The organism is Moraxella sp. CTOTU47724 (genome assembly GCF_032014955.1).
In the GTDB taxonomy this organism is placed as follows: domain Bacteria; phylum Pseudomonadota; class Gammaproteobacteria; order Pseudomonadales; family Moraxellaceae; genus Faucicola; species Faucicola tetraodonis.
Window position 1 is genome coordinate 34,947 of the sequence record NZ_DALZSV010000009.1, and the last position, 20,592, is coordinate 55,538.

The following is a 20,592-nucleotide window of genomic DNA, read 5'->3' on the forward strand; positions in this document are numbered from 1 at the left end:
AAAATGCTTGACCATAAAAGGACTGTGCTATGCCAAACACTGCTAAACAAGATAGACCCAGCGAAGAGTATGTATCAGAAATTAATCCGATACTAGGCTTTAACAGTATTTGCTACCCAAACGTGTTTGAATACAAACAAGACGATAGCGAGCTGTATTTTAATCGTGAATTGTCACTGTTACAGTTCCATCAGCGGGTACTCGCCCAAGCCACCAATCCCCGCCACCCACTGCTTGAAAGACTATTTTTCTTGATCATTTTTTCATCCAATTTAGATGAATTTTTTGAAATCCGTGTCGCAGGCTTGATGCAAAAAGTACAAATGGGCGATGTGGTGAGCAGTATCGATGGTATACGCCCCAGTAAGGTTTTGTCATATATCTCTGAAATCGCCCATCATGCGGTAGATGAGCAATACCGTATTTTGAACGATGAAATTTTGCCTGCACTGGCGGAGCAAGACATTCGCTACTTAAAACGTGATGAATTGACCCAAGAGCAAGCCGCATGGGTAAAAAAATACTTTGCCGAACAAGTCGCGCCGGTGCTGACGCCGATTAGTATTGACCCTGCGCATCCTTTTCCTAGATTGGTCAATAAAAGCTTGAATTTTATGGTGGGCTTAGAGGGCAAAGATGGCTTTGGTCGCGATATTAACATGGCAATTGTCCCTGCACCCCGAAGCTTACCGCGGGTTATTCGCTTACCCAATGAACTGACAGGCGGTAAAGAACATCATATCATGCTCACCGCAGTGATTCACGGGCATATCGAAGACTTGTTCCCTGGCATGACGGTCACTGGCTGCCACCAATTTCGTTTGACCCGTAACGCCGATTTAGATTTATCCGATGATGTCGAAGACTTGGCGAAAGCGTTGGAAGGTGAGTTAGAGAACCGACGATTTGGTGCCAAAGTGCGCTTAGAAGTGACGACCTATTGCCCACAGCCGATGGTGGATTATCTACTTGATGAGTTTGGTTTAAGCCAAGAGCAGCTATACCGTGTCAATGGTCCTGTCAATTTGACGCGCTTGTTGTTTGATTTTAAAATCCCAAATTTGCGTTATCAGTCGTTTAATCATGCCATTCCCAAAGCGTTTCGCCGTGATAGCTTGGATAAAAATGAAAACGTGTTCCATGCCATTCGTAAGCAAGATGTATTGGTGCATCATCCGTTTCATTCGTTTTCACCTGTGGTCAACATTTTGCGCCAAGCCGCCAATGACCCGCATGTATTAGCCATCAAACAGACCCTTTATCGCTCAGGGACAAACTCTGAAATTGTCCAGGCACTTGCCGAAGCTGCGCGTAAAGGCAAAGAAGTCACTGCCGTGATTGAGCTACGCGCGCGCTTTGATGAAAAATCCAACATTGAAGTAGCAAACTTTCTGCAGCAGGCTGGGGCAGTGGTGGTGTATGGCATCGTAGGCTACAAGACCCACGCCAAGCTGATGATGATTGTACGCCGTGAGGAAGATAAAATCCGCCGCTATGTGCATTTGGGCACGGGCAACTACCATGCGGGCAATGCCAAAGCTTATACCGACTATGGTCTATTTACCGCCAATGAGGCAATCACCGAAGATGTGCATAAAATCTTTAACGAACTCACAGGCATGGGCAAACCAGCCAAAGTGCAAAAACTACTGCATGCACCCTTCACCTTGCATGACAGACTCATGGGCTTTATCGACAACGAAATTGCCCATGCCAAAGCAGGCAAAGAGGCGCATATCATCATCAAGGTCAATGCGATGACCGAAAAACTACTGATTGACAAGCTATATGAAGCATCGCAAGCAGGCGTTAAAGTCAATCTGATTATCCGTTCGATGTGCTGTATTCGTCCGCAATTACCCGGCATATCCGACAACATCACCGTGCGCTCTATCGTCGGGCGTTTTTTGGAGCATACCCGCGTGTATTATTTTGCCAATGGGCATCAAAATCCCAATGCTAATGGCAAACGCACCCACCGTTTATATTGCGCCAGTGCAGACTGGATGGATCGCAATTTATTTAGCCGTGTTGAAGTGGCTTTCCCCATTGAAGACCCCATCGTCTTCAAACGCATTATGGAAGATTTGCACAATTATCTCAAAGACAATGTCAATGCATGGGAGCTTGATGCCAAAGGCACATGGCGAGCGATTACCCCTGGTGAAGGTGAAGCAGCGTTTTCGGCACAAGATTATTTATTGACCAAAATTACCAGAAAAAGCTAATTTTGCTAGTTATAGGTTTTGAGTCAATTACACCGCTATCTACAGAAGATAGCGGTTTTTTTGTTGATGAATGCGCTGATTTACACCTAGAGTTCAAAATTTACCGAATAGTAATAAATCTGCCAAAATTTCACACAGCTAAACACTTATCACATAGTGATAACAGCTTGTTACGCGAACACTTATCATAGACTGGTTTTATTTGCTACTATCGAACTTATAAAAGCAAAAGTATGAAAGCGATTGAATTGGCTATTTTTTACATAAAAATTTAATCGCGCTCTGTTTAAAAGTCTTTGATTAAAATCATTGACTTGAATTGATACTAAAAAATCATAAGGAAAATTACCATGTCACAGAATCAAGCACAAAACCAAAAACAGAATCAGCCAAGCAACCAAACCGAGATTCAAAAAGCGACAGAAAATGTGGATCCCAGTCAATTATCAGAAAATTTAGATAAACAAAATAGCGTGAAAGGTGAGCCACAAGACTTAGACAAAAGTGAAAATACCCCGTTTATTGACGACTCATTGCGTACTGACAACCATTAAAATTTTAATTGTTAAACTTTTAAATACTAAGCTTTTAATCATTCAGTTTTGATTGACTAATTTATGCAGATCAACTGATAAAAATAATAACTTATTGAGCGATAACAATTAATTAAAGGAATAAAAAATGCAAAATCAAAATAACGTAGAAATTGTAGACCCAAAAACGGGTGTTGCTGTGACCCCGCAAGCCGTCACAGTAGAAGACAGTGTCACCCACCAATCAGGGGATGGTGTGACTACAGGCATGTCACCCTCAATGGAAACGCCTGATATTTTTGATAATACCCCACAAGCGGCGGTGAAAGTCCAATCTGCAGAAGACGTGGCGAATGGCGAATTATCGGATGAAAATGTGGCACGTATTTCTGAGGAAGAGGCGCAGAAATTACAGCAAACTGCCCAAGCCAATCTCAATGCAGAAAATTCACTGCATACGTTATCAGATGGTAGTGTAGATATCGACCGAGATCACTAATTTTCGATATCATTAAGTTAAGTTTAAGCATTTTATTGGGTTGATACCGAAAAAGGAATGACCATGAATTCACCAGAAGCACAAACCAAACACGTCAATTTAGGCGATAAGTCTGCCGAGTTTGTCGATCGTCGTAACCAACCGGGACAAGCGTTCGATGATAATGTCAATGAACATACCATTGGCGGGGACGCGGTTGGTAATGACCAGCTAAAAAGCGACACTATTAATGAGCATAATCTTTATACTACCCCAGAAAATGCCCAAAAACGCACTATTAATCCTGATGGTTCTATTCCAAGCGTTGGTAGTGAATGACAGTAAGTTGCAGTGAGTCAGTTTAAGGATTAAATTCTAATAGCTAACCATAACAGCTAACCATCCACCCCATTTGACGGTTAGCTTTTTTTATCGTTACAGTCTACAAAAACCTCACGCAATCCAACCTTACGCAATCCAACTAGGTACGCCACTATGAAAGCGTAATTCATCATCTGGTTCATCGATAAGCTGCGCCTCTACTTGACGAAAAAACGCCACCCGCGCATCAATCGGCTCGTCACTGATACTTTGTGCCAATGCCAGATAATCTTCAAAATGACGACTTTCTGATTTTAGCAAATAGCAATAATATTTTGCCAAACGCTCATCCTCAATCACTTGTGACAGTGCCCAAAAACGTTCACACGATCGGGCTTCGATGAAAGCACCAATAATTAACGTGTCTATCATCGCTTGCGGCTCATAAGTGCGTTTATGTTTGAGCATACCTGCAGCATAGCGACCTGCAGCAATATGTTGCCATGCTTGTCCACGCTCTGCCATCAATCCCGTCACTTGCTCATAATGGAGCATTTCTTCTCGAATCAGCTGAGCAAGCTTTAATTGCAGCTCAGTATGCGACATATAGCGAAAAATCAAATTCATCGCAGTGCCTGCGGCTTTTTTTTCACAATTGGCATGATCTTGGATGATAGTCGGCAAATCTGCCATCGCAGCTTTTAGCCATTTATCCGACGTCGTACTACCCAAAAACGCCAAAACAGGGGTGATATCAATGGGCTTTGGCTGATAGACAGAGTTATCGTTATCCAAGTCGATGACGGCTAATTCATCAAAACTGCCGTCCGTTTGTAGTGGGGTATTGATAAGAGCGGAATTTGACAAAGAATTACTCACTTATTGACACGTTAATAAAGTGATATTTTACCAAAAATCAGTAATAAAACCCTTGGCACAAAAATTTATATATAACGATTATTTAAAAAATAAATAGTTTTTATTTCTTTATTTTTATAAATGATGTTCGTATAATCAAATGTGAATTTTTTGCTATTTTAGGTCAAAACATAAGGAAAAATGCCATGTCAGAACGCGTTCAAAAGGGTAGTCTAGCGATTGATAAACAGCTTTATAACTTCATTGCCAATGAAGTTACGCCAGTCGTGGGCATCGATAACGAAAAATATTGGCAAGAATTTGAAAAAATTGTCCAAGCATTCCAACCCCGTAATAAAGCATTGTTGGCAAAACGTGACGAGATTCAAACCCAAATCGATGACTGGCATGCCAAAAACCCCGCTAGCAACGGTCAAATCGACAAAGCCGCCTATACCCAATTTTTAAAAGACATCAACTACATCGTCCCAGAAGGCGATGACTTTTTGGTTGAGACCCAAAACGTGGATGACGAAATCGCCCATATCGCAGGCCCACAGTTGGTGGTACCTGTACGCAATGCCCGTTATGCGCTAAACGCAGCGAATGCGCGTTGGGGCAGCTTGTATGATGCGCTCTACGGTACTGATGTCATCGATGAGAGCAATGGCGCAGAAAAAGGCAAAGGCTACAACCCTGTTCGTGGCGGCGAAGTCGTAAAATACGCCAAAAACTTCTTGGATAGCAACTTTGCCTTAGCGGAGGGCAAATATGCTGACGTCACCGGTTTTAAAGTTGAAGACGGTAAATTAGTGATAGTCCAAGGTGACAAAACTACCTCATTAGCCCAGCCAGAAAAATTCGCAGGTTTCCTAGGCGATGCGGCAAATCCAACGGGTATTTTACTGAAAAACAACGGCCTACATGCCGAAATCCAAATCGACCCATCAAGCCATGTGGGTAAAGATGACCCTGCAGGCATCAAAGATGTCTTGATGGAAGCCGCGGTTACCACCATTCAAGACTGTGAAGACTCAGTCGCTGCCGTTGACGCTGAAGAGAAAGTAGAAGTATATCGCAACTGGTTTGGGTTGATGAAAGGCGACCTGAAAGACAGCTTTGAAAAAAATGGCAAACAAACCACACGTACCATGAACCCTGACCGTGAATACACTGCGCCAGATGGTGGTAAAGTTACCTTGCACGGCCGTTCAGTGATGCTGATTCGTAACGTCGGTCACTTGATGACCAACCCCGCGATTTTAGTCGATTTTGAAGGCAAACAAGAAGAAATTTATGAAGGTATCATGGATGCGCTAATCACACCACTATGTAGCCTGCCAGATATCTTGGGTAAAAACAGCTTAAGCAATTCACGCACAGGTTCAATGTATATCGTAAAACCAAAAATGCACGGTCCAGAAGAAGTGCAATTTACGGTGGATTTATTCTCTGCAGTAGAAAAAGCGTTAGACCTACCTGAGAATACTTTAAAAGTCGGTATCATGGATGAAGAGCGCCGTACTACCGTTAACTTAAAAGAATGTATCCGCGTTGCTAAAAACCGCGTTATCTTTATTAACACAGGCTTTATGGATCGTACCGGTGATGAGATGCACACCAGTATGAAGGCGGGTCCCTTTGTCCGTAAAAACGACATGAAAAATACCGATTGGCTCAATGCTTATGAGCGTTGGAACGTAGACATGGGCGTCAAATTAGGCTTACCTGGTAAAGCGCAAATCGGTAAAGGTATGTGGGCAAAACCTGACAACATGAAAGAAATGGTTGCCACCAAGTCCAATCATCCAAAATCAGGCGCGACTTGTGCTTGGGTACCATCACCGACAGGCGCGACGCTTCACGCCATGCATTACCATGAAACCAACGTCATGGACGTGTTAGATGATATCAAAAACCGCGAGCCCGCCAAGCTTGATGACATTTTGACCGTGCCACTTGCTACGGATACCAACTGGACAGATGAGCAAAAAACTGCCGAGCTTGAAAACAATATTCAAGGTATTTTAGGATATGTAGCGCGCTGGGTTGACCAAGGCGTTGGCTGTTCTAAGGTACTAGATATTGATGACGTTGCCTTGATGGAAGACCGTGCTACCTTGCGTATTTCTAGCCAGCACGTTGCCAACTGGCTAGCGCATGGGGTTGTGACGCCACAACAAGTGGATGACGTACTCAAACGTATGGCAAAAATGGTCGATGAGCAAAGCAAAGACGATCCAGCCTATATCCCAATGGCAAATGACTACAATACTTGGGCATACAATGCAGCGCGTGATCTTATCTTTAAAGGTACCGTACAACCCAGCGGATATACTGAGCCATTGTTACATCAAGCCCGTCTTAATCTCAAAGCTAACTAGATTTTAGCCATTCAAACCTATCAATTATTCAAAAAACCATCAGATTTGTAACTGGTGGTTTTTTTATGGCATAAAAATATTGCAAAATGTTTCAGAGTGAATTACTCTAATTTCACAAAGAAAGTTTTAGATTCTGTTAACTTTTTCATTGTTTTGTAACAAATTGTTGGCAAAATCTATCTATACAAAAGAATTGCTACGCATCTGTGTAGTTTCACCTAGGATACTGTGGAGAAATCCTTATGAAAAAAATCGCTCTAGCTTCTGCTATCGCTCTAGTTTCAATCACTGCTGCCCATGCTGCACCGACTGTATATGGTAAAGTCTTATTAACTGGCGAATATACAGATGTTGATGATAAAACTGCTAAAAATGATGATACTTCTAGTACAAAATTAGTTTCTAACTCTTCACGTATTGGTTTTAAAGGTGAAGATGATCTTACTGATACTACTAAACTTGTGTATCAATTGGAATACGGTATTGATGTTGATGCTGATAGCAATGCCCGTAAAACCAACCAACAATTTTACTCTCGTAATACATTCATCGGTTTAGCTCATAACACTATGGGTACTTTACTTGCCGGTCGTCACGACACACCATTTAAACTAACTAAAGGCAGTGTTGATGTATTCAATGATTACGATAACGTAGCGTTAGGTAAGCTAATGGCGGGTGAACAACGCGTTGACAACGTGATTGCTTATAAATCACCAACATTGGTAGGTATGCCAGTTACCTTTTTAGGCGCGGTGAGCCTCGATGAATGCTCTAAAAATGATGATGATAAATGTGTAGCTACGCCAGCTGTTGCAGCCGTTGCACCACAAGCGATTTATGATGTGACTGGTAAAAATATTATTGGTTACACTAAAGGTACACCAGCAAAACCTGCCGTCTATCGTGACAAGAAAAATGCTTACTCTGCAATGGTAAACTATGACCAAAATGGTGTATATATCGGTTTAGGTTATGACAATTCAGTATATGGTAAAGATACAAGTGGATGGCGTTTAGCGGGCTCAGTAGATATGGGCAAAATGAACATGGTTGATGGTCTAACACTGGGTGCGCTATATCAAGATTATGACTTTAACACTGATGATAATGAGAAATCATGGCTGTTAAGCGGTAAATACAAAATTGGGGCAACGCCATGGGCGGTTAAAGCACAATATATTGACACTTCAAACCAAAATGGCGTGAAAGACCGTGACGCTACTGAAGTTGCGTTAGGTGCTGAATATAGCTTTAACAAAGCTACCAAAGGTCACTTGTACGCTGCACAAATCGATACTGATAATGTTTCAGATAGAACAATCGTGGGTGGTGGCTTAGAATATAAGTTCTAATATATCTAACTTTTAGATTGCTGTAAAAGCTAACTAATTTTTTAGTTAGCTTTTTTATTTTCATTAACGCTAAAAAATTAATTAAAAAAAATATGATTTAATACTAGAAAGAATATTATGTCACTAAGATTAAAAATAAACTTACAATCACGTAAAAATTAAAAAAACTATTGCAAAATATTTCAAAATTGTTATCCTAGTAGTTAGAAGTAGGTTTTTAGTAATTAGTACGAATAAAATGTAAATATATTCATACTTTATTGCTAGACTTATACAGTTAATAGTTGACGCTATTAATAATAATCAAAGTAAAGATTTTCTTGCTTTGGTCGTTCGGAGAGGTAGTGGTGCTGACAAGTCACCAGTTATCTAAAATTTGTTTTTCCTGATAGAGATGTCCTATGAAAAAATTACTTTTAGCCACAGCCGTCGCTGCACTTTCAGTTTCTGCTGCCCATGCTGCTCCAACAGTTTACGGTAAAGCGTTAGTTACAGTTGATTATTCTGATTTTGACGATGAATCAACTACTAAGTTGAATTCTACTGCCTCGCGTATTGGTTTTAAAGGTGCCGAAGCACTAACAGCTAATACTGACTTGGTATACCAATTAGAGTATGGTGTTGAAATTGATAGTGACAACGGTGGCACTGTGAAAGGCAAATCACAAAATCAATTTCATTCACGTGACACTTATTTAGGTCTATCTAACAAACAATATGGTACTTTGGTTGCTGGTCGTTTGTCTGCAATCGATGACAACATCAATTACGTTAGCCAAACTGTAGGTCAATACGACGGTTTCAATGCGGCCTCTTGGGATGGTGACCGTGTAAACAATGCGATGGCTTACTTTTCACCAGCCTATAACGGTCTTCAATTCATGGGTATGTATGCATTTAAAGAGGATAACGCATCTGATTTACCCACAGATGCAGAAGCGTTTGGTGTAGGTGTGAAGTATGAGCCAGCAAATCAACCATTCCGTGCTGGTGCAACCTACATCAAATCAGGTGATTTCAATACTACTCGCTTAAGCGGTGCCTATGACTTAAATAACCAAATTGGTCTTGGTGCATTGTATCAAATCAGTGATTTAGACAAAAGTGACAAAGAAAACTTGGCTGCAGTAAGCGCAACCTACAAAACTGCAACGCCTTGGACAGCCTACGCGCAAGCTGAAATGACCTCAAATGTTGACGGTGTTGATGGTAAGGACGCACAGCGTTTAGTATTAGGTGGTAAGTATGCATTCAATGCCAATGCAACGGGTCATGTATACGCTGGCTACTCAAATCTAGAGCAAGAAGGTCAAGATGATAGAGACGGTTTTGGTATCGGTACTGGTATCGAATACAAATTCTAATCTTTACTAGAATTTGTTATAAAAAAATCCACTCAGCGATGAGTGGATTTTTTTATGAGTGAGCGATTTATTGATAAAAATAATTTTTTGCTAAACCTAGGCATTTTCGAGTAAAATTCTTTTTTACCAACGAGCGAAATAGATAACATGACAAAATTCATCTTTGTAACTGGCGGTGTCGTTTCTTCACTTGGCAAAGGTATCACCGCTGCATCGGTAGCCGCGATTCTTGAGGCACGTGGTCTGAAAGTCACCATGACCAAAATGGACCCTTATATCAATATTGATCCAGGTACAATGAGCCCATTTCAACATGGTGAAGTATTTGTTACCGAAGATGGCGCAGAGACTGACCTTGATTTGGGCTATTACGAGCGTTTTTTGCGCCACTCAAAAATGACGCAGCGCAACAACTTTACCAGTGGGCGTATTTATTCGGCAGTGATTGAGAAAGAACGTCGCGGTGATTATTTGGGCGGTACGATACAGGTCATTCCGCATATTACCGATGAAATCAAAGCGCGTATCCGTGCCAGTGGCGAAGGCTACGATATTGCGATGATTGAAATCGGTGGTACTGTCGGTGATATTGAAAGCTTGCCATTCATGGAAGCGGTGCGTCAAATGCAAGTTGAACTCGGTCGCAACAATGCGATGCTGATGCATTTAACCCTCGTGCCTTATATCGCGAGTGCAGGCGAGAGCAAAACCAAACCAACCCAGCACTCAGTCAAAGAATTACGCAGCATTGGCTTGCAGCCTGATGTGCTAATTTGCCGTAGTGAACACGCGATTAGCGATGATAATCGCCTAAAAATTGCATCGTTTACCAATGTTGAGCAACGTGCCGTTATCCTTTGTCCAGATGCCAAATCCATTTATCAAATTCCCAGTATCCTGCATGCCCAACATTTAGATGATTTGATTTGTGAACGCTTTGGGTTAGATACCCCAGAGGCGGACTTGAGTGATTGGCACCAGTTTACCCAAGCGTTGTTAAATACCCAAGAAACCGTCACTGTGGCGATGGTGGGTAAATACGTCGAACTGCCTGATGCCTATAAGTCAATCAATGAAGCCTTGCTACATGCGGGCGTGGCAAATAATGTCAAAGTCAATATTGACTATGTGGATGCCGAAAAACTTGAAAACGATGACAGCCTGTTTGAGCATATTAAATCTGCCGATGCCGTGCTTGTTCCTGGCGGATTCGGTGAGCGCGGCACTCTGGGTAAAATGAAAGCGATTCGCTATGCCCGCGAAAACAATGTGCCTTATTTGGGGATTTGTTTGGGTATGCAATTAGCCGTCATTGAGTTTGCGCGCAATGTATTGGGTCTTGATGCCAACTCAACAGAGTTTGATAAAAAAACCAAAGCGCCATTGATTGGTTTGATTACAGAATGGTTTGATGAAAAAGGTGAACTACAAGTGCGTAGTGACGCCTCAGATTTGGGCGGTACCATGCGTTTGGGTGCCCAAAAAGCCGAGCTTGTGGAAGACAGCAAACTGCGCCAAATCTATGGCAGCCCTGTGATTACTGAGCGCCATCGTCACCGTTATGAAATGAATGGTCGCTATATCGAACAGCTGGAAAATGCTGGTATGAAAATTTCTGGTTATTCAGCCAAACAGCATTTGGTCGAGTCAGTAGAAATTGCCAATCACCCTTGGTATATCGCGGTACAATTCCATCCAGAATTTACCAGCCAGCCACGCGGTGGTCATCCATTGTTCAATAGCTTTGTTGCAGCGGCGAAACAAACCAAAAAATAGTATTTATGGCGCATAAGAAAACCATCTGTTACAGGTGGTTTTTTGTTTTTAGCTGGCTTTGTATCTAGCCAATTATGCTATAGTGATAATCAATAACAACTTTAACAACATACTGAGAGCCCTATGACCACTAACTTACCGACACCACAATCCCATATTCAGCTCAATGATATCACCATCGGCAATGATCAACCGTTTGTGCTGTTTGGCGGCATGAATGTACTAGAAAGCAAAGATTTGGCATTTGAAATTGCTGAAAGTTATATTGACATCTGTAAGCGCTTAAATATCGGCTATGTGTTTAAGGCAAGTTTTGATAAAGCCAATCGCTCAAGCTTGTATTCATTTCGTGGTCCAGGTCTGGAAAAAGGTATCGACTGGCTAAGCGATATCAAAAAAGCGTTCAATGTGCCCATTATCACTGACGTACACGAGCCGTACCAAGCTGAGCCTGTGGCAGCAGTGGCGGATATTATCCAGTTGCCCGCGTTTTTGAGCCGACAAACCGACTTGGTAGCAGCGATGGCAAAAACCGGTGCGATTATTAATGTCAAAAAAGCACAGTTTTTGGCACCTCATGAGATGAAGCATATCATCAATAAATGCCTTGAAGCTGGTAATGATAAAATCATCTTGTGCGAGCGTGGCAGTGCGTTTGGTTATAACAATCTCGTTGTCGATATGCTTGGCTTTGACACCATGAAAAAAATGCAGGTTCCCGTGTTTTTTGATGTGACCCATAGCTTGCAGCAGCCGGGTGCAAGAGCAGACAGTGCAGGCGGTCGCCGAGAACAGATTACCACGTTAGCACGCGCTGGCATGGCAACAGGATTGGCAGGGTTATTTTTGGAAGCGCATCCAAATCCTGATGTTGCCAAATGCGATGGTCCTTGTGCGCTGCGGCTGAGCCAGCTTGAGCCGTTCTTAGCCCAGTTAAAACAGCTTGATACCTTAGTCAAAGGGTTTGAGGTGTTAGATACCCACTAATTTTTACTCGACCTTTTAACACAAATTTGCAACGCCTCGTTATTAAAATGTTATCAATCGATAACGAGGCTTTTTTTGGCTACGTTATAGTGCTAGGTTATAGAACTAGAACAATATTTTATAACCCACAGCATAAATACAGGAATAACCATGGCAATTCAAACAGTCGCGTACGATTTAAAAGGCATTCATGACCCTGCAGGCTATGAGGAAGTCATGAAAGCTTTAACCACCATCGGCGGGGTGCAGGCAGTACATCTTGAGCCTGAAAATCATCGCGTGATTGTCAGCTTTGATGATACACAGACGTCAGTTTTTGCCTTCAAAGCTGCGCTGACCAATGTGGACTATATCACCGAGCCGTTCCCGATTGAAGCACCTGCCAACCCTGCCAACAATCGCACTTTAGCGGGTGATTTGGCAAAAGATGGTAGACTTTCCTAAATCGCTTGTTCAGTGGCTACGCTCGATGTGGCAAGCGTGCTTGGTCACTGAACCATCTTGTACGCCATCTTGCAAGCCCTCTAAAATGCTACAGGTAGGCGAGCCATCTCCCAAACAACTATCATGCCATCCTTGCAGGGTGGTTTTCATTGATTGTAACCGCTGTATTTTATCGCTTAGTTCATCGATGTGATTGCGGGTTAATGCTTTGACTTGGGCATTGCTACGCTGCTTGTTGTCTTGTAGAGCCAATAACGCTTCAATTTGCGCTAACGAAAATCCCACATCACGGGCATGTTTGATAAATTTTAGACGCTGTAATTGGGTATCGCTAAAGACACGGTAACCACTGTCCGTGCGCTGGATGGTCTGTAATAAACCGAGTTTTTCGTACTCACGAATTTGTCTGGGCGATAACTCAGTCAATTTAGCGACTTCATTAATATTCATTTTTTGCTTGACCTTGACCTAATGTTAAGGTTTATAGTAATACCACAGTGTGATAAATCAATATTTTTTTCAAAGAAAGTAAAAAATCAACCTGAAGGATATTAATATGAATAACATCATGGGTTTGTCATGGGTGGTGGCATTGGCGCTAGGTATGACGGCGTGTACAAAAAATGACACTACCCAAACTGCAACGACAGCATCAAGTACCGATTCAATGAGTATCGATGCGAGAAGTGCCGATGCGAGTATGACCCAAGCACAGTCAATGCATCATATGGCTTCGGCAGCGGATACGCAGTCACAATCACAGCCGCCGCATATCATGGCTTATATGGATATCATGAATAAAATGCACCAAGCCATGTCAGCAGGGGTGCAAGCTAAGAATGCCGATGTCGGGTTTGCCAAAGGCATGATACCGCATCATGAAGGCGCAATTGCGATGGCAAAAGTGGAGCTGCAATATGGCAAAGATGCCGAGATGAAAGCCCTTGCACAAAAAATCGTCGATGCCCAGCAAAGTGAAATCAGCGTGATGCAAAACTGGTTGGACAAAAACGAATCAAGTCAGGTAGCGGCGAGCAATGCCAAAGAAATAACGCAAGCCTATCAGCAAAAAGACATGAGCAACCACGATGCCATGATGCAAGGAATTATGGACGCCAATCCTGATATCGCCTTTGCCAAGGGTATGATACCGCATCACCAAGGCGCGATTGATATGGCAACGATAGAGCAAACCTATGGTAAAAATCCAGCGATGCTAACACTCGCCAAGCAGATTAAACAAGCGCAAACACCAGAAATCAAACAAATGCAAGATTGGCTTAGCAAACAAGCCCATTAATTAAAAAAATAGCCACGTAAACGTAAAAAAGGAGCGTAGTATGACAACCCAAACCATCACCTTAAATATCCAAGGCATGACTTGTGGCGGCTGCGTCAAAAGCGTAACCAATGCCCTCAATCAAGTGACAGGGGTACAATCTGTCGATGTCAGTCTTGACCATAACAACGCAACCATCAGCTTTGATGACAGCCAATTACAACAAAGCGCGCTTAAAGAAGCGATTGAAGACGCTGGCTTTGACGTAGTATAACGACGCCATACAAAGACACCATACAAGGACTCCATACAAGACAGACACTATAATGACTACCCAATCGATCACCCACGTGTCACATAACACCCATACCGAGCAAGTCATTCTTGATATCGATGGCATGACTTGTCAAGCCTGTGCCAGCCGTATCGAAAAAGTGCTCAATAAAAAGCCTGCGATAGTGCAAGCTGATGTCAATTATGCCAATGAAGTGGCGCAGGTGCGGTTTGATGCATCACAAACCAACGCCGAGCAGATTGCAGAATGGGTGAAAAAGACAGGTTATGAGGCAAAAGTACAGCCGCAGAACGCGCTATTTGCGCATGAAGCCTATGAGCAGAAAGTGCCCTATACCTTGCTTGCGGTCTGGATTTGCTTGCTGCCTTTTTTGATTGGCATGGCGGGCATGATGATGGGCAGTCATGCACTGATGCCGCCGCTATGGCTACAATTTGTGTTGGCAACTATCGTACAGTTTGGCTTGGCGATACCGTTTTACAAAAGTGCGTGGGCGAGTATCAAAGGCGGTCTTGCCAATATGGACGTGCTGGTGGTGCTCGGCACACTGACAATTTGGGCGTATTCGACCTATAGTTGGTTGAGCTATCTGCAAACCACCGCCCAAATGGGGCATGATGGGATGGCGCATAGCATGCCCCATGTGTATTTTGAAGCCAGCGTGATGGTGATTGCCTTTGTCAAAATGGGGAAATACCTAGAAGCCCGTACCAAAAAACACAGCCTAAATAGCATCAATTTGCTATTAGCGCTCACCCCTGAGCAAGTGGAAGTTAAAAGCCCCAATTCACAAAGCCAAGATGCGCAGTGGCAAATCCTGCCCCTTGAGCAAGTCACGGCTGGTCAAATTTTACGTGCTAAAGCAGGTACTCGCATTGCCACTGATGGCATTGTCACCGCTGGCGAAGGTTGGTGTGATGAAAGCCATTTGACGGGTGAGTCGGTGCCCCTCTCTAAACATATTGGCAGTACGGTGCTGGCAGGTGCCATGGTAGAAAACGGCAGCTTTGAATACCAAATCACCGCCAAAGGTAGCCAAACACGGCTTGGCGACATGATACAAGCGCTCAACGACGCGCAAGGCAGTAAAGCCCATATCGCCCGTCTCGCAGATAAAGTCGCAGGTATCTTTGTGCCAGTGGTGGTTGCCATCGCTTTGTTAACTTTTTTTGCCAATTATTGGTTCTTAGGCGCGTTTGACACGGCACTCATGCGCGCGGTGTCCGTGTTAGTGATTGCTTGTCCCTGTGCATTGGGACTGGCGACGCCGGCAGCCATCATGGCGGGCATGGGGGTGGCAGCACGCTCAGGGGTTTGGTTTAAAGATGCGCAAGCCTTAGAAGCGGCAGGCGCAATTGATACAGTAGTACTTGATAAAACCGGCACCATAACGCAAGGTAAACCCCAATTATCTGCAGCGTACCTAATAGATGACAATCTAAAACTGTTTAACTTAGACAAAGCAGCACTGCTGCAGCTCGTTGCCAGTGTCGAGCGTCATGCGAATCACCCGCTTGCGACCACGCTAGTCAACTATGCTGAAGCCTACAATAAACAGACTGACACGCCTCAAAGTCCAGCGGCATTTACCATAAGCCATGTAGAGACAGTGCTGGGGCAGGGGATACAGGCACAGGTAGCCACGATTGGGCGGGTGAAAATCGGCACGCCAAGTTTTGCCAATCTTCAGTTGCCTGCAGCGACTATCCAAGCCAATCCCGTTTGGCAAATTGCCAGTCAAGTGGCGGTAAGTATCAATAACACCCCTGTGGCAGCCTTTGCGTTGGCCGACGAGCTTAAACAAGACAGTGTAAAGGTGATTGCGTCGCTGCAAGCCCATCATCTAGATGTAGTAGTGATGAGTGGTGACAAGCAATCGGTGGTGGATTATATAGGTCAGCAGATTAACGCCAGTAAGGCACTTGGCGAGCTGTCGCCACGTGACAAAGCGCAGCGCATTGATGAATGGCAACAACAAGGCAAAAAAGTAGCAATGGTGGGGGATGGGGTGAATGATGCGCCTGCAATGGCAACAGCGACCGCAAGTTTTGCGGTAGAAGGCGCAACCGATATTGCCAAACATAGCGCCACGGCAAGGCTAATGGGCGAGTCGCTCAAACATGTCGATTATGCGGTCACAATTGCCCGCGCAACCCTGCTTAATATTAAGCAAAACCTATTTTTTGCGTTTATCTATAATTGCCTTGGTATACCGTTAGCAGCGTTTGGGCTACTCAATCCAATGATTGCGGCCGCGGCGATGGCGCTGAGCTCGATTTCTGTACTACTCAATGCTTTGCGACTGACCCGCATGAATGTCATTTCCTAACGGCTTATGGTTGTTTTGACAACCTGTTGGGGCTAATTTTACTTGGCTAGGCATGACTATGCATCACCTATAGGCGATAGTGATAAGCTGCTAAAACCTGTTAAAATATGCTATGATAAACCCACCCCATTTGTATTTTAACAATCCCATTGTTGATTGTGACAGCCAAGGAAAATACCATGTACGCTGAAGAAACCACCACCAATAACCAAATCAAAGATATCATTGCCCGCGAAATTTTGGACTCACGCGGCAACCCAACCATTGAAGCCGATGTGATTTTAGCGGATGGTACTATCGGTCGTGCAGCAGCACCATCGGGGGCATCGACAGGTTCACGCGAAGCGCTTGAGCTGCGTGATGGTGACGCATCACGCTATCTGGGTAAAGGGGTCAAAAAAGCCGTTGCCAACGTCAACAGTGAAATTCGTTCATCACTCGTTGATATGGACGTATCAAAACAACAAGACATTGACAACAAATTATTAGCGCTTGATGGCACAGAAAACAAAGAAAAATTGGGCGCCAATGCCACCTTAGCAGTATCTTTAGCAGCAGCCCGTGCCGCCGCACAATCACAAAAACTGCCGCTTCACCAATACATTGCTAACCTGCGTGGGCAAACATCACTATCGATGCCTGTGCCGATGATGAACATCCTAAATGGGGGTGCCCACGCGGACAACACCGTTGATATCCAAGAGTTTATGATTGAGCCTGTTAATTTCACCAGCTTCGGTGAAGCGTTGCGTGCGGGTACAGAAGTATTCCATAGCCTAAAATCTGTGCTAAAAAAACAAGGCTTAAACACCGCAGTCGGTGATGAAGGTGGCTTTGCACCAAACTTACGCTCAAACGAAGAGGCGATTACTGTCATCATGCAAGCGATTGAGCAAGCAGGGTATACCGCAGGTAAAGACATTTACTTAGCGCTTGATTGTGCCTCATCAGAGTTCTACCATAAAAATGAGCAAGGGAACGGTCAATACGTACTTGAAGGCGAAGGCAATAAAGCCTTTAGTTCAGAAGGTTTTGCGGATTATTTAGCAGGTCTTGTGAGCCAATACCCAATTATCTCGATTGAAGATGGTCTAGATGAAAGCGATTGGGATGGATGGGCGTACTTAACGCAAAAATTGGGCGACAAAGTACAGCTCGTGGGTGACGATTTGTTTGTGACCAATCCAAAAATCCTACAAGAAGGTATCGATAAACACATTGCCAATGCGATTTTGATTAAATTCAACCAAATTGGTACTTTATCAGAAACTTTAGATGCCATTTATCTAGCGAAGAAAAATGGCTATGCCACCGTCATCTCACACCGCTCAGGTGAGACTGAAGACAGCACCATCGCTGACTTAGCCGTGGGGACAGCTGCAGGTCAAATCAAAACAGGCTCACTGTGCCGTTCTGACCGTGTTGCCAAATACAACCAACTGCTTCGTATCGAGCAGATGGTCACTGCAAGCTACCACGGTGCTGACGAGTTTATCGGTTTACGTAACCCAAAAGCCTAACTTTAAAAGCCTAACTTTAAAAGCTTAGCGCCAAAAGCTTAAATCCAAAAGCTTAAATATTAGAGCTTGATAAAGCATTGAAGTGATAAAAACCTTAACCCATGACATTGAATTTGCTACAATGCGTGGGTTAAGGTTTTTTTATGCCAAAAGTTTTTATTATTGAGTGCTGTCATGACTTATTTGCGTCAACTGTTTATGATTATTTTTGCGGTGATTGTGTTGTTATGTCTACAATACCAGTATTGGTTTGGCACCAATGGTCGTGGCGATTTGGCAGCGTTAAATAAACAAATCAGCGAACAGCAATCCATCAATACCGATCAGCAAAAAGCCAATGAGGTATTGCTTGCCGATGTCAAAGACTTAAAAAACGGACTTGAAGCGGTGGAAGAACACGCTCGCTCTGATTTAGGCTTAATCAAACAAGGCGAAACTTTTGTGCAAATGTCGACCGCTAGCAGTGTGTACAGTACCGATGTGGTCACACCGACCGCCCACAATACCGCCACGCCTCAACCATAAAAACGCATAAAAACTGCCAAAGTTATATTTGTCTCAATTTTTACTGTCAACTGTTTACTTTATTGTTGAAAAGACGCCATGTCAGAATTTAACGCGATAGCCGCCAATTTATCTAACAACCTTACGATTGACGTCGTGGTCGTCGCTGCAGGCGTTGGCAAACGCTTTGGTAGTCAGATGCCAAAACAGTACACCCATATTGGCAGTCAGACGGTGCTACAACACAGCATAGCGGCGCTAAGCAAAGTCCACCAGCTAAGCACTTGCTATTTGGTAATTTCTGAGGAAGATACAATTGCCAAAACACTGGGCTTTAGCATGCCAATCGAGTGGGTGATAGGTGGCAAGGAGCGGATGAATTCGGTGTTTAACGCCGTGCAAACGATTTGGCAACAATATCAAAATCCCCTCAGTGACAAGGCCTTCAGTGATAAGGACAGTCATCATGCGTATGATAATCATTGGGTGCTGATTCATGATGCTGCGCGTCCTTGTGTCAATCCGAGCGATATAGAAAAATTGATCACGCAGACTATGCAGCAATTTTCGCAACAGTCGCATCGACAGTCACAGCAAAAGCAAGGGCAGGAGTCGGCGGGTGGCTTATTAGCAGTACCGGTGCGCGATACGGTCAAACAAATCATCCATGCACAAGACAAAGTATTGGCACAAAAAACGCTTGATCGCAGTCAGTTGTGGCTAGCACAAACCCCGCAGATTTTTCCATTGGCAACACTGTATGATTATCTAACCCAAGCCATTGAGCAAACGATTGCGTTTACTGATGAAGCCAGTTTATTTGAGCATTTTGGCAAACAGCCGTTATTGGTGGAAGGCAGTCATAGCAATATCAAACTGACGTTTTCAGAGGATTTGCAGTTTGCGCAGGTGTATTTGGCAAAACCTTAGCAAAAATCGCTTGGCAAAAAATTGAGGTTACCGCTAAAAACCGCATAAGAAAAGAAGCCCATAACAAAAAAAGCGCACGAGCAAAAAACGGAAAAGAGAATTTATAAAGCTACAAAAACAAAAAAGCCATACTAAATTAGCATGGCTTTTTAACTGTATTTTTTAGCGTTACCACTAAAAAAATTGGCGTCCCCACGGGGATTCGAACCCCGGTTACCGCCGTGAAAGGGCGATGTCCTAGGCCTCTAGACGATGGGGACACTAGCACGCTTAGTTTATAGCGTGACCTCGACCGCTTTCACCGTTAATGTCGAAGTGGAGCGTATAATATATATTTTTATTTTTGCCGTCAACTGTTTTTTATGTATTTTTTTATATTTTTAACAATTAGCCCATCATACGGTGACCCATGATGGTTAATAGAGCGGCATGACAAGCGCATTAGCCAACTAATGCGCTTAATTACAGTGTTTTCTAAAAAGTGTTGTCTAAAAATTTCACACCGTGCTTATGAGTGATTTTTCTGATGCGACTCAGATGTTGTATGAGCACGCGTCGTATGAGATTGCGGCGGCAGATTAGCGGCTTTATTTTTTAAGTGATAGCGAATCCAAAAATGGGTTACGATGCTAATCACAATCGATAAACTGATAAAACCTAAAATGGTCATCCAGATTTGACTATCTACTTGCATACTTGATCCTTGTGAGACAATCTAAGTTAACGCTGATTATCGATGCGCTGGCTATCAATACTTTGATTAGCTCCCATTGTTTGATTACGAATCGCATCATCGCGCTGTTTTTTCTTGAGTCGGAACGTTAGCCATAAATATGTTAATATGCCTAAGATTACGGCAGCAATCATATACATAATAATAGTAGTCCAAATACTGTTATCTACGCCCATGAAAGAGTCCTTTTTATAATTGTTAGCATTAGTGTAACAGGTCTTAACAGCTATTTTACGTCATTCACGTAATGATGTGTGGTAGCGATGTTACTGGC

At 43.4% G+C, this 20,592-nt stretch carries 20 protein-coding genes and 1 tRNA gene; 16 read left to right on the forward strand and 5 right to left on the reverse strand.

The genetic code is table 11. The annotated features are described in order from the left end of the window. Nucleotides 1-29 precede the first annotated feature (29 nt). The 4 genes from ppk1 (at nt 30) to RTR63_RS03550 (ending at nt 3,578) form a co-directional block, all read left to right on the forward strand. Nucleotides 30-2,228: a polyphosphate kinase 1 gene (gene ppk1 / locus RTR63_RS03535; RefSeq protein ID WP_312522694.1), complete on the forward strand. Its 2,199-nt coding sequence runs from the start codon at nt 30-32 to the stop codon at nt 2,226-2,228. Nucleotides 2,229-2,578: 350 nt separating this feature from the next. Continuing rightward, the gene (locus RTR63_RS03540; RefSeq protein ID WP_099833492.1) at nt 2,579-2,782 is read left to right on the forward strand and encodes a hypothetical protein; all 204 of its coding nucleotides are present in this window, start codon (nt 2,579-2,581) and stop codon (nt 2,780-2,782) included. A 127-nt stretch (nt 2,783-2,909) separates the two neighbouring features. Further along, nucleotides 2,910-3,260, forward strand: a complete 351-nt coding sequence (locus RTR63_RS03545; protein ID WP_312522697.1) for a hypothetical protein — start codon at nt 2,910-2,912, stop codon at nt 3,258-3,260. Between the two features lie 63 nt (nt 3,261-3,323). Then, nucleotides 3,324-3,578: a hypothetical protein gene (locus RTR63_RS03550; protein ID WP_159675883.1), complete on the forward strand. Its 255-nt coding sequence runs from the start codon at nt 3,324-3,326 to the stop codon at nt 3,576-3,578. A 129-nt stretch (nt 3,579-3,707) separates the two neighbouring features. On the opposite strand, the gene RTR63_RS03555 is transcribed toward RTR63_RS03550, so the two are convergent. Beyond that, a complete protein-coding gene (locus tag RTR63_RS03555; RefSeq protein ID WP_409418192.1) occupies nt 3,708-4,355 on the reverse strand; it encodes a MiaE family protein in 648 nt (215 codons plus the stop codon). A gap of 269 nt (nt 4,356-4,624) precedes the next feature. Here RTR63_RS03555 and RTR63_RS03560 point away from each other — a divergent pair, with 269 nt between their 5' ends. The 6 genes from RTR63_RS03560 to RTR63_RS03585 all read left to right on the forward strand — a co-directional run bounded on the left by RTR63_RS03560 (nt 4,625) and on the right by RTR63_RS03585 (nt 12,728). After that, nucleotides 4,625-6,802: a malate synthase G gene (locus RTR63_RS03560; protein ID WP_312522698.1), complete on the forward strand. Its 2,178-nt coding sequence runs from the start codon at nt 4,625-4,627 to the stop codon at nt 6,800-6,802. A 242-nt stretch (nt 6,803-7,044) separates the two neighbouring features. Then, nucleotides 7,045-8,157, forward strand: coding sequence for a porin (locus tag RTR63_RS03565; RefSeq protein ID WP_050325806.1), 1,113 nt, complete (start codon nt 7,045-7,047; stop codon nt 8,155-8,157). Between the two features lie 401 nt (nt 8,158-8,558). After that, nucleotides 8,559-9,521: a porin gene (locus tag RTR63_RS03570; RefSeq protein ID WP_144918341.1), complete on the forward strand. Its 963-nt coding sequence runs from the start codon at nt 8,559-8,561 to the stop codon at nt 9,519-9,521. A gap of 147 nt (nt 9,522-9,668) precedes the next feature. Continuing rightward, nucleotides 9,669-11,297, forward strand: a complete 1,629-nt coding sequence (locus RTR63_RS03575) for a CTP synthase (protein WP_312522699.1) — start codon at nt 9,669-9,671, stop codon at nt 11,295-11,297. Between the two features lie 123 nt (nt 11,298-11,420). Next, complete coding sequence (gene kdsA, locus RTR63_RS03580) at nt 11,421-12,284, forward strand: 3-deoxy-8-phosphooctulonate synthase (RefSeq protein ID WP_007116110.1); 864 nt, start codon at nt 11,421-11,423, stop codon at nt 12,282-12,284. Nucleotides 12,285-12,434: 150 nt separating this feature from the next. Further along, nucleotides 12,435-12,728 carry a heavy-metal-associated domain-containing protein gene (locus RTR63_RS03585; RefSeq protein WP_007116109.1) on the forward strand — a complete coding sequence of 98 codons (294 nt, stop codon included), beginning with the start codon at nt 12,435-12,437 and terminating at the stop codon, nt 12,726-12,728. Between the two features lie 9 nt (nt 12,729-12,737). On the opposite strand, the gene RTR63_RS03590 is transcribed toward RTR63_RS03585, so the two are convergent. Further along, a complete protein-coding gene (locus RTR63_RS03590; protein WP_062333779.1) occupies nt 12,738-13,178 on the reverse strand; it encodes a MerR family DNA-binding protein in 441 nt (146 codons plus the stop codon). A gap of 106 nt (nt 13,179-13,284) precedes the next feature. On the opposite strand from RTR63_RS03590, the gene copM reads away from it, so the two are divergent. The 6 genes from copM to ispD all read left to right on the forward strand — a co-directional run bounded on the left by copM (nt 13,285) and on the right by ispD (nt 19,585). Continuing rightward, nucleotides 13,285-14,028: a CopM family metallochaperone gene (copM, locus tag RTR63_RS03595; RefSeq protein ID WP_312522701.1), complete on the forward strand. Its 744-nt coding sequence runs from the start codon at nt 13,285-13,287 to the stop codon at nt 14,026-14,028. Between the two features lie 40 nt (nt 14,029-14,068). Next, complete coding sequence (locus RTR63_RS03600) at nt 14,069-14,281, forward strand: heavy-metal-associated domain-containing protein (RefSeq protein WP_312522702.1); 213 nt, start codon at nt 14,069-14,071, stop codon at nt 14,279-14,281. Between the two features lie 52 nt (nt 14,282-14,333). Continuing rightward, nucleotides 14,334-16,631 carry a heavy metal translocating P-type ATPase gene (locus RTR63_RS03605; protein WP_312522703.1) on the forward strand — a complete coding sequence of 766 codons (2,298 nt, stop codon included), beginning with the start codon at nt 14,334-14,336 and terminating at the stop codon, nt 16,629-16,631. 179 nt (nt 16,632-16,810) lie between these two features. Beyond that, the gene (gene eno / locus RTR63_RS03610) at nt 16,811-18,151 is read left to right on the forward strand and encodes a phosphopyruvate hydratase (RefSeq protein ID WP_065262635.1); all 1,341 of its coding nucleotides are present in this window, start codon (nt 16,811-16,813) and stop codon (nt 18,149-18,151) included. 174 nt (nt 18,152-18,325) lie between these two features. Continuing rightward, on the forward strand, nt 18,326-18,676 hold the full coding sequence (locus RTR63_RS03615; protein ID WP_282842299.1) for a septum formation initiator family protein: 351 nt from the start codon (nt 18,326-18,328) through the stop codon (nt 18,674-18,676). A 78-nt stretch (nt 18,677-18,754) separates the two neighbouring features. Continuing rightward, the gene (gene ispD / locus RTR63_RS03620; protein WP_312522704.1) at nt 18,755-19,585 is read left to right on the forward strand and encodes a 2-C-methyl-D-erythritol 4-phosphate cytidylyltransferase; all 831 of its coding nucleotides are present in this window, start codon (nt 18,755-18,757) and stop codon (nt 19,583-19,585) included. A gap of 184 nt (nt 19,586-19,769) precedes the next feature. Here ispD and RTR63_RS03625 read toward each other — a convergent pair. From RTR63_RS03625 to RTR63_RS03635, 3 genes are all read right to left on the reverse strand, one after another. Next, nucleotides 19,770-19,845 (reverse strand) — tRNA-Glu (locus tag RTR63_RS03625). A gap of 248 nt (nt 19,846-20,093) precedes the next feature. Next, nucleotides 20,094-20,279 (reverse strand): hypothetical protein, encoded by a 186-nt coding sequence (locus RTR63_RS03630; RefSeq protein ID WP_007116100.1) that lies wholly within the window; start codon nt 20,277-20,279, stop codon nt 20,094-20,096. A 26-nt stretch (nt 20,280-20,305) separates the two neighbouring features. After that, nucleotides 20,306-20,494 carry a hypothetical protein gene (locus RTR63_RS03635; RefSeq protein ID WP_007116099.1) on the reverse strand — a complete coding sequence of 63 codons (189 nt, stop codon included), beginning with the start codon at nt 20,492-20,494 and terminating at the stop codon, nt 20,306-20,308. Nucleotides 20,495-20,592: the final 98 nt, after the last annotated feature.

Coding starts and splice junctions, on each gene's coding strand:
- ispD (WP_312522704.1), top strand. CDS start 18,755: ATGTCAGAATTTAACGCGATAGCCGCCAATTTATCTAACAACCTTACG.
- RTR63_RS03545 (WP_312522697.1), top strand. CDS start 2,910: ATGCAAAATCAAAATAACGTAGAAATTGTAGACCCAAAAACGGGTGTT.
- eno (WP_065262635.1), top strand. CDS start 16,811: ATGTACGCTGAAGAAACCACCACCAATAACCAAATCAAAGATATCATT.
- RTR63_RS03585 (WP_007116109.1), top strand. CDS start 12,435: ATGGCAATTCAAACAGTCGCGTACGATTTAAAAGGCATTCATGACCCT.
- RTR63_RS03565 (WP_050325806.1), top strand. CDS start 7,045: ATGAAAAAAATCGCTCTAGCTTCTGCTATCGCTCTAGTTTCAATCACT.
- ppk1 (WP_312522694.1), top strand. CDS start 30: ATGCCAAACACTGCTAAACAAGATAGACCCAGCGAAGAGTATGTATCA.
- copM (WP_312522701.1), top strand. CDS start 13,285: ATGAATAACATCATGGGTTTGTCATGGGTGGTGGCATTGGCGCTAGGT.
- RTR63_RS03540 (WP_099833492.1), top strand. CDS start 2,579: ATGTCACAGAATCAAGCACAAAACCAAAAACAGAATCAGCCAAGCAAC.
- RTR63_RS03570 (WP_144918341.1), top strand. CDS start 8,559: ATGAAAAAATTACTTTTAGCCACAGCCGTCGCTGCACTTTCAGTTTCT.
- RTR63_RS03590 (WP_062333779.1), bottom strand. CDS start 13,178: ATGAATATTAATGAAGTCGCTAAATTGACTGAGTTATCGCCCAGACAA.
- RTR63_RS03630 (WP_007116100.1), bottom strand. CDS start 20,279: ATGCAAGTAGATAGTCAAATCTGGATGACCATTTTAGGTTTTATCAGT.
- kdsA (WP_007116110.1), top strand. CDS start 11,421: ATGACCACTAACTTACCGACACCACAATCCCATATTCAGCTCAATGAT.
- RTR63_RS03605 (WP_312522703.1), top strand. CDS start 14,334: ATGACTACCCAATCGATCACCCACGTGTCACATAACACCCATACCGAG.
- RTR63_RS03560 (WP_312522698.1), top strand. CDS start 4,625: ATGTCAGAACGCGTTCAAAAGGGTAGTCTAGCGATTGATAAACAGCTT.
- RTR63_RS03600 (WP_312522702.1), top strand. CDS start 14,069: ATGACAACCCAAACCATCACCTTAAATATCCAAGGCATGACTTGTGGC.
- RTR63_RS03575 (WP_312522699.1), top strand. CDS start 9,669: ATGACAAAATTCATCTTTGTAACTGGCGGTGTCGTTTCTTCACTTGGC.
- RTR63_RS03635 (WP_007116099.1), bottom strand. CDS start 20,494: ATGGGCGTAGATAACAGTATTTGGACTACTATTATTATGTATATGATT.
- RTR63_RS03615 (WP_282842299.1), top strand. CDS start 18,326: ATGACTTATTTGCGTCAACTGTTTATGATTATTTTTGCGGTGATTGTG.
- RTR63_RS03550 (WP_159675883.1), top strand. CDS start 3,324: ATGAATTCACCAGAAGCACAAACCAAACACGTCAATTTAGGCGATAAG.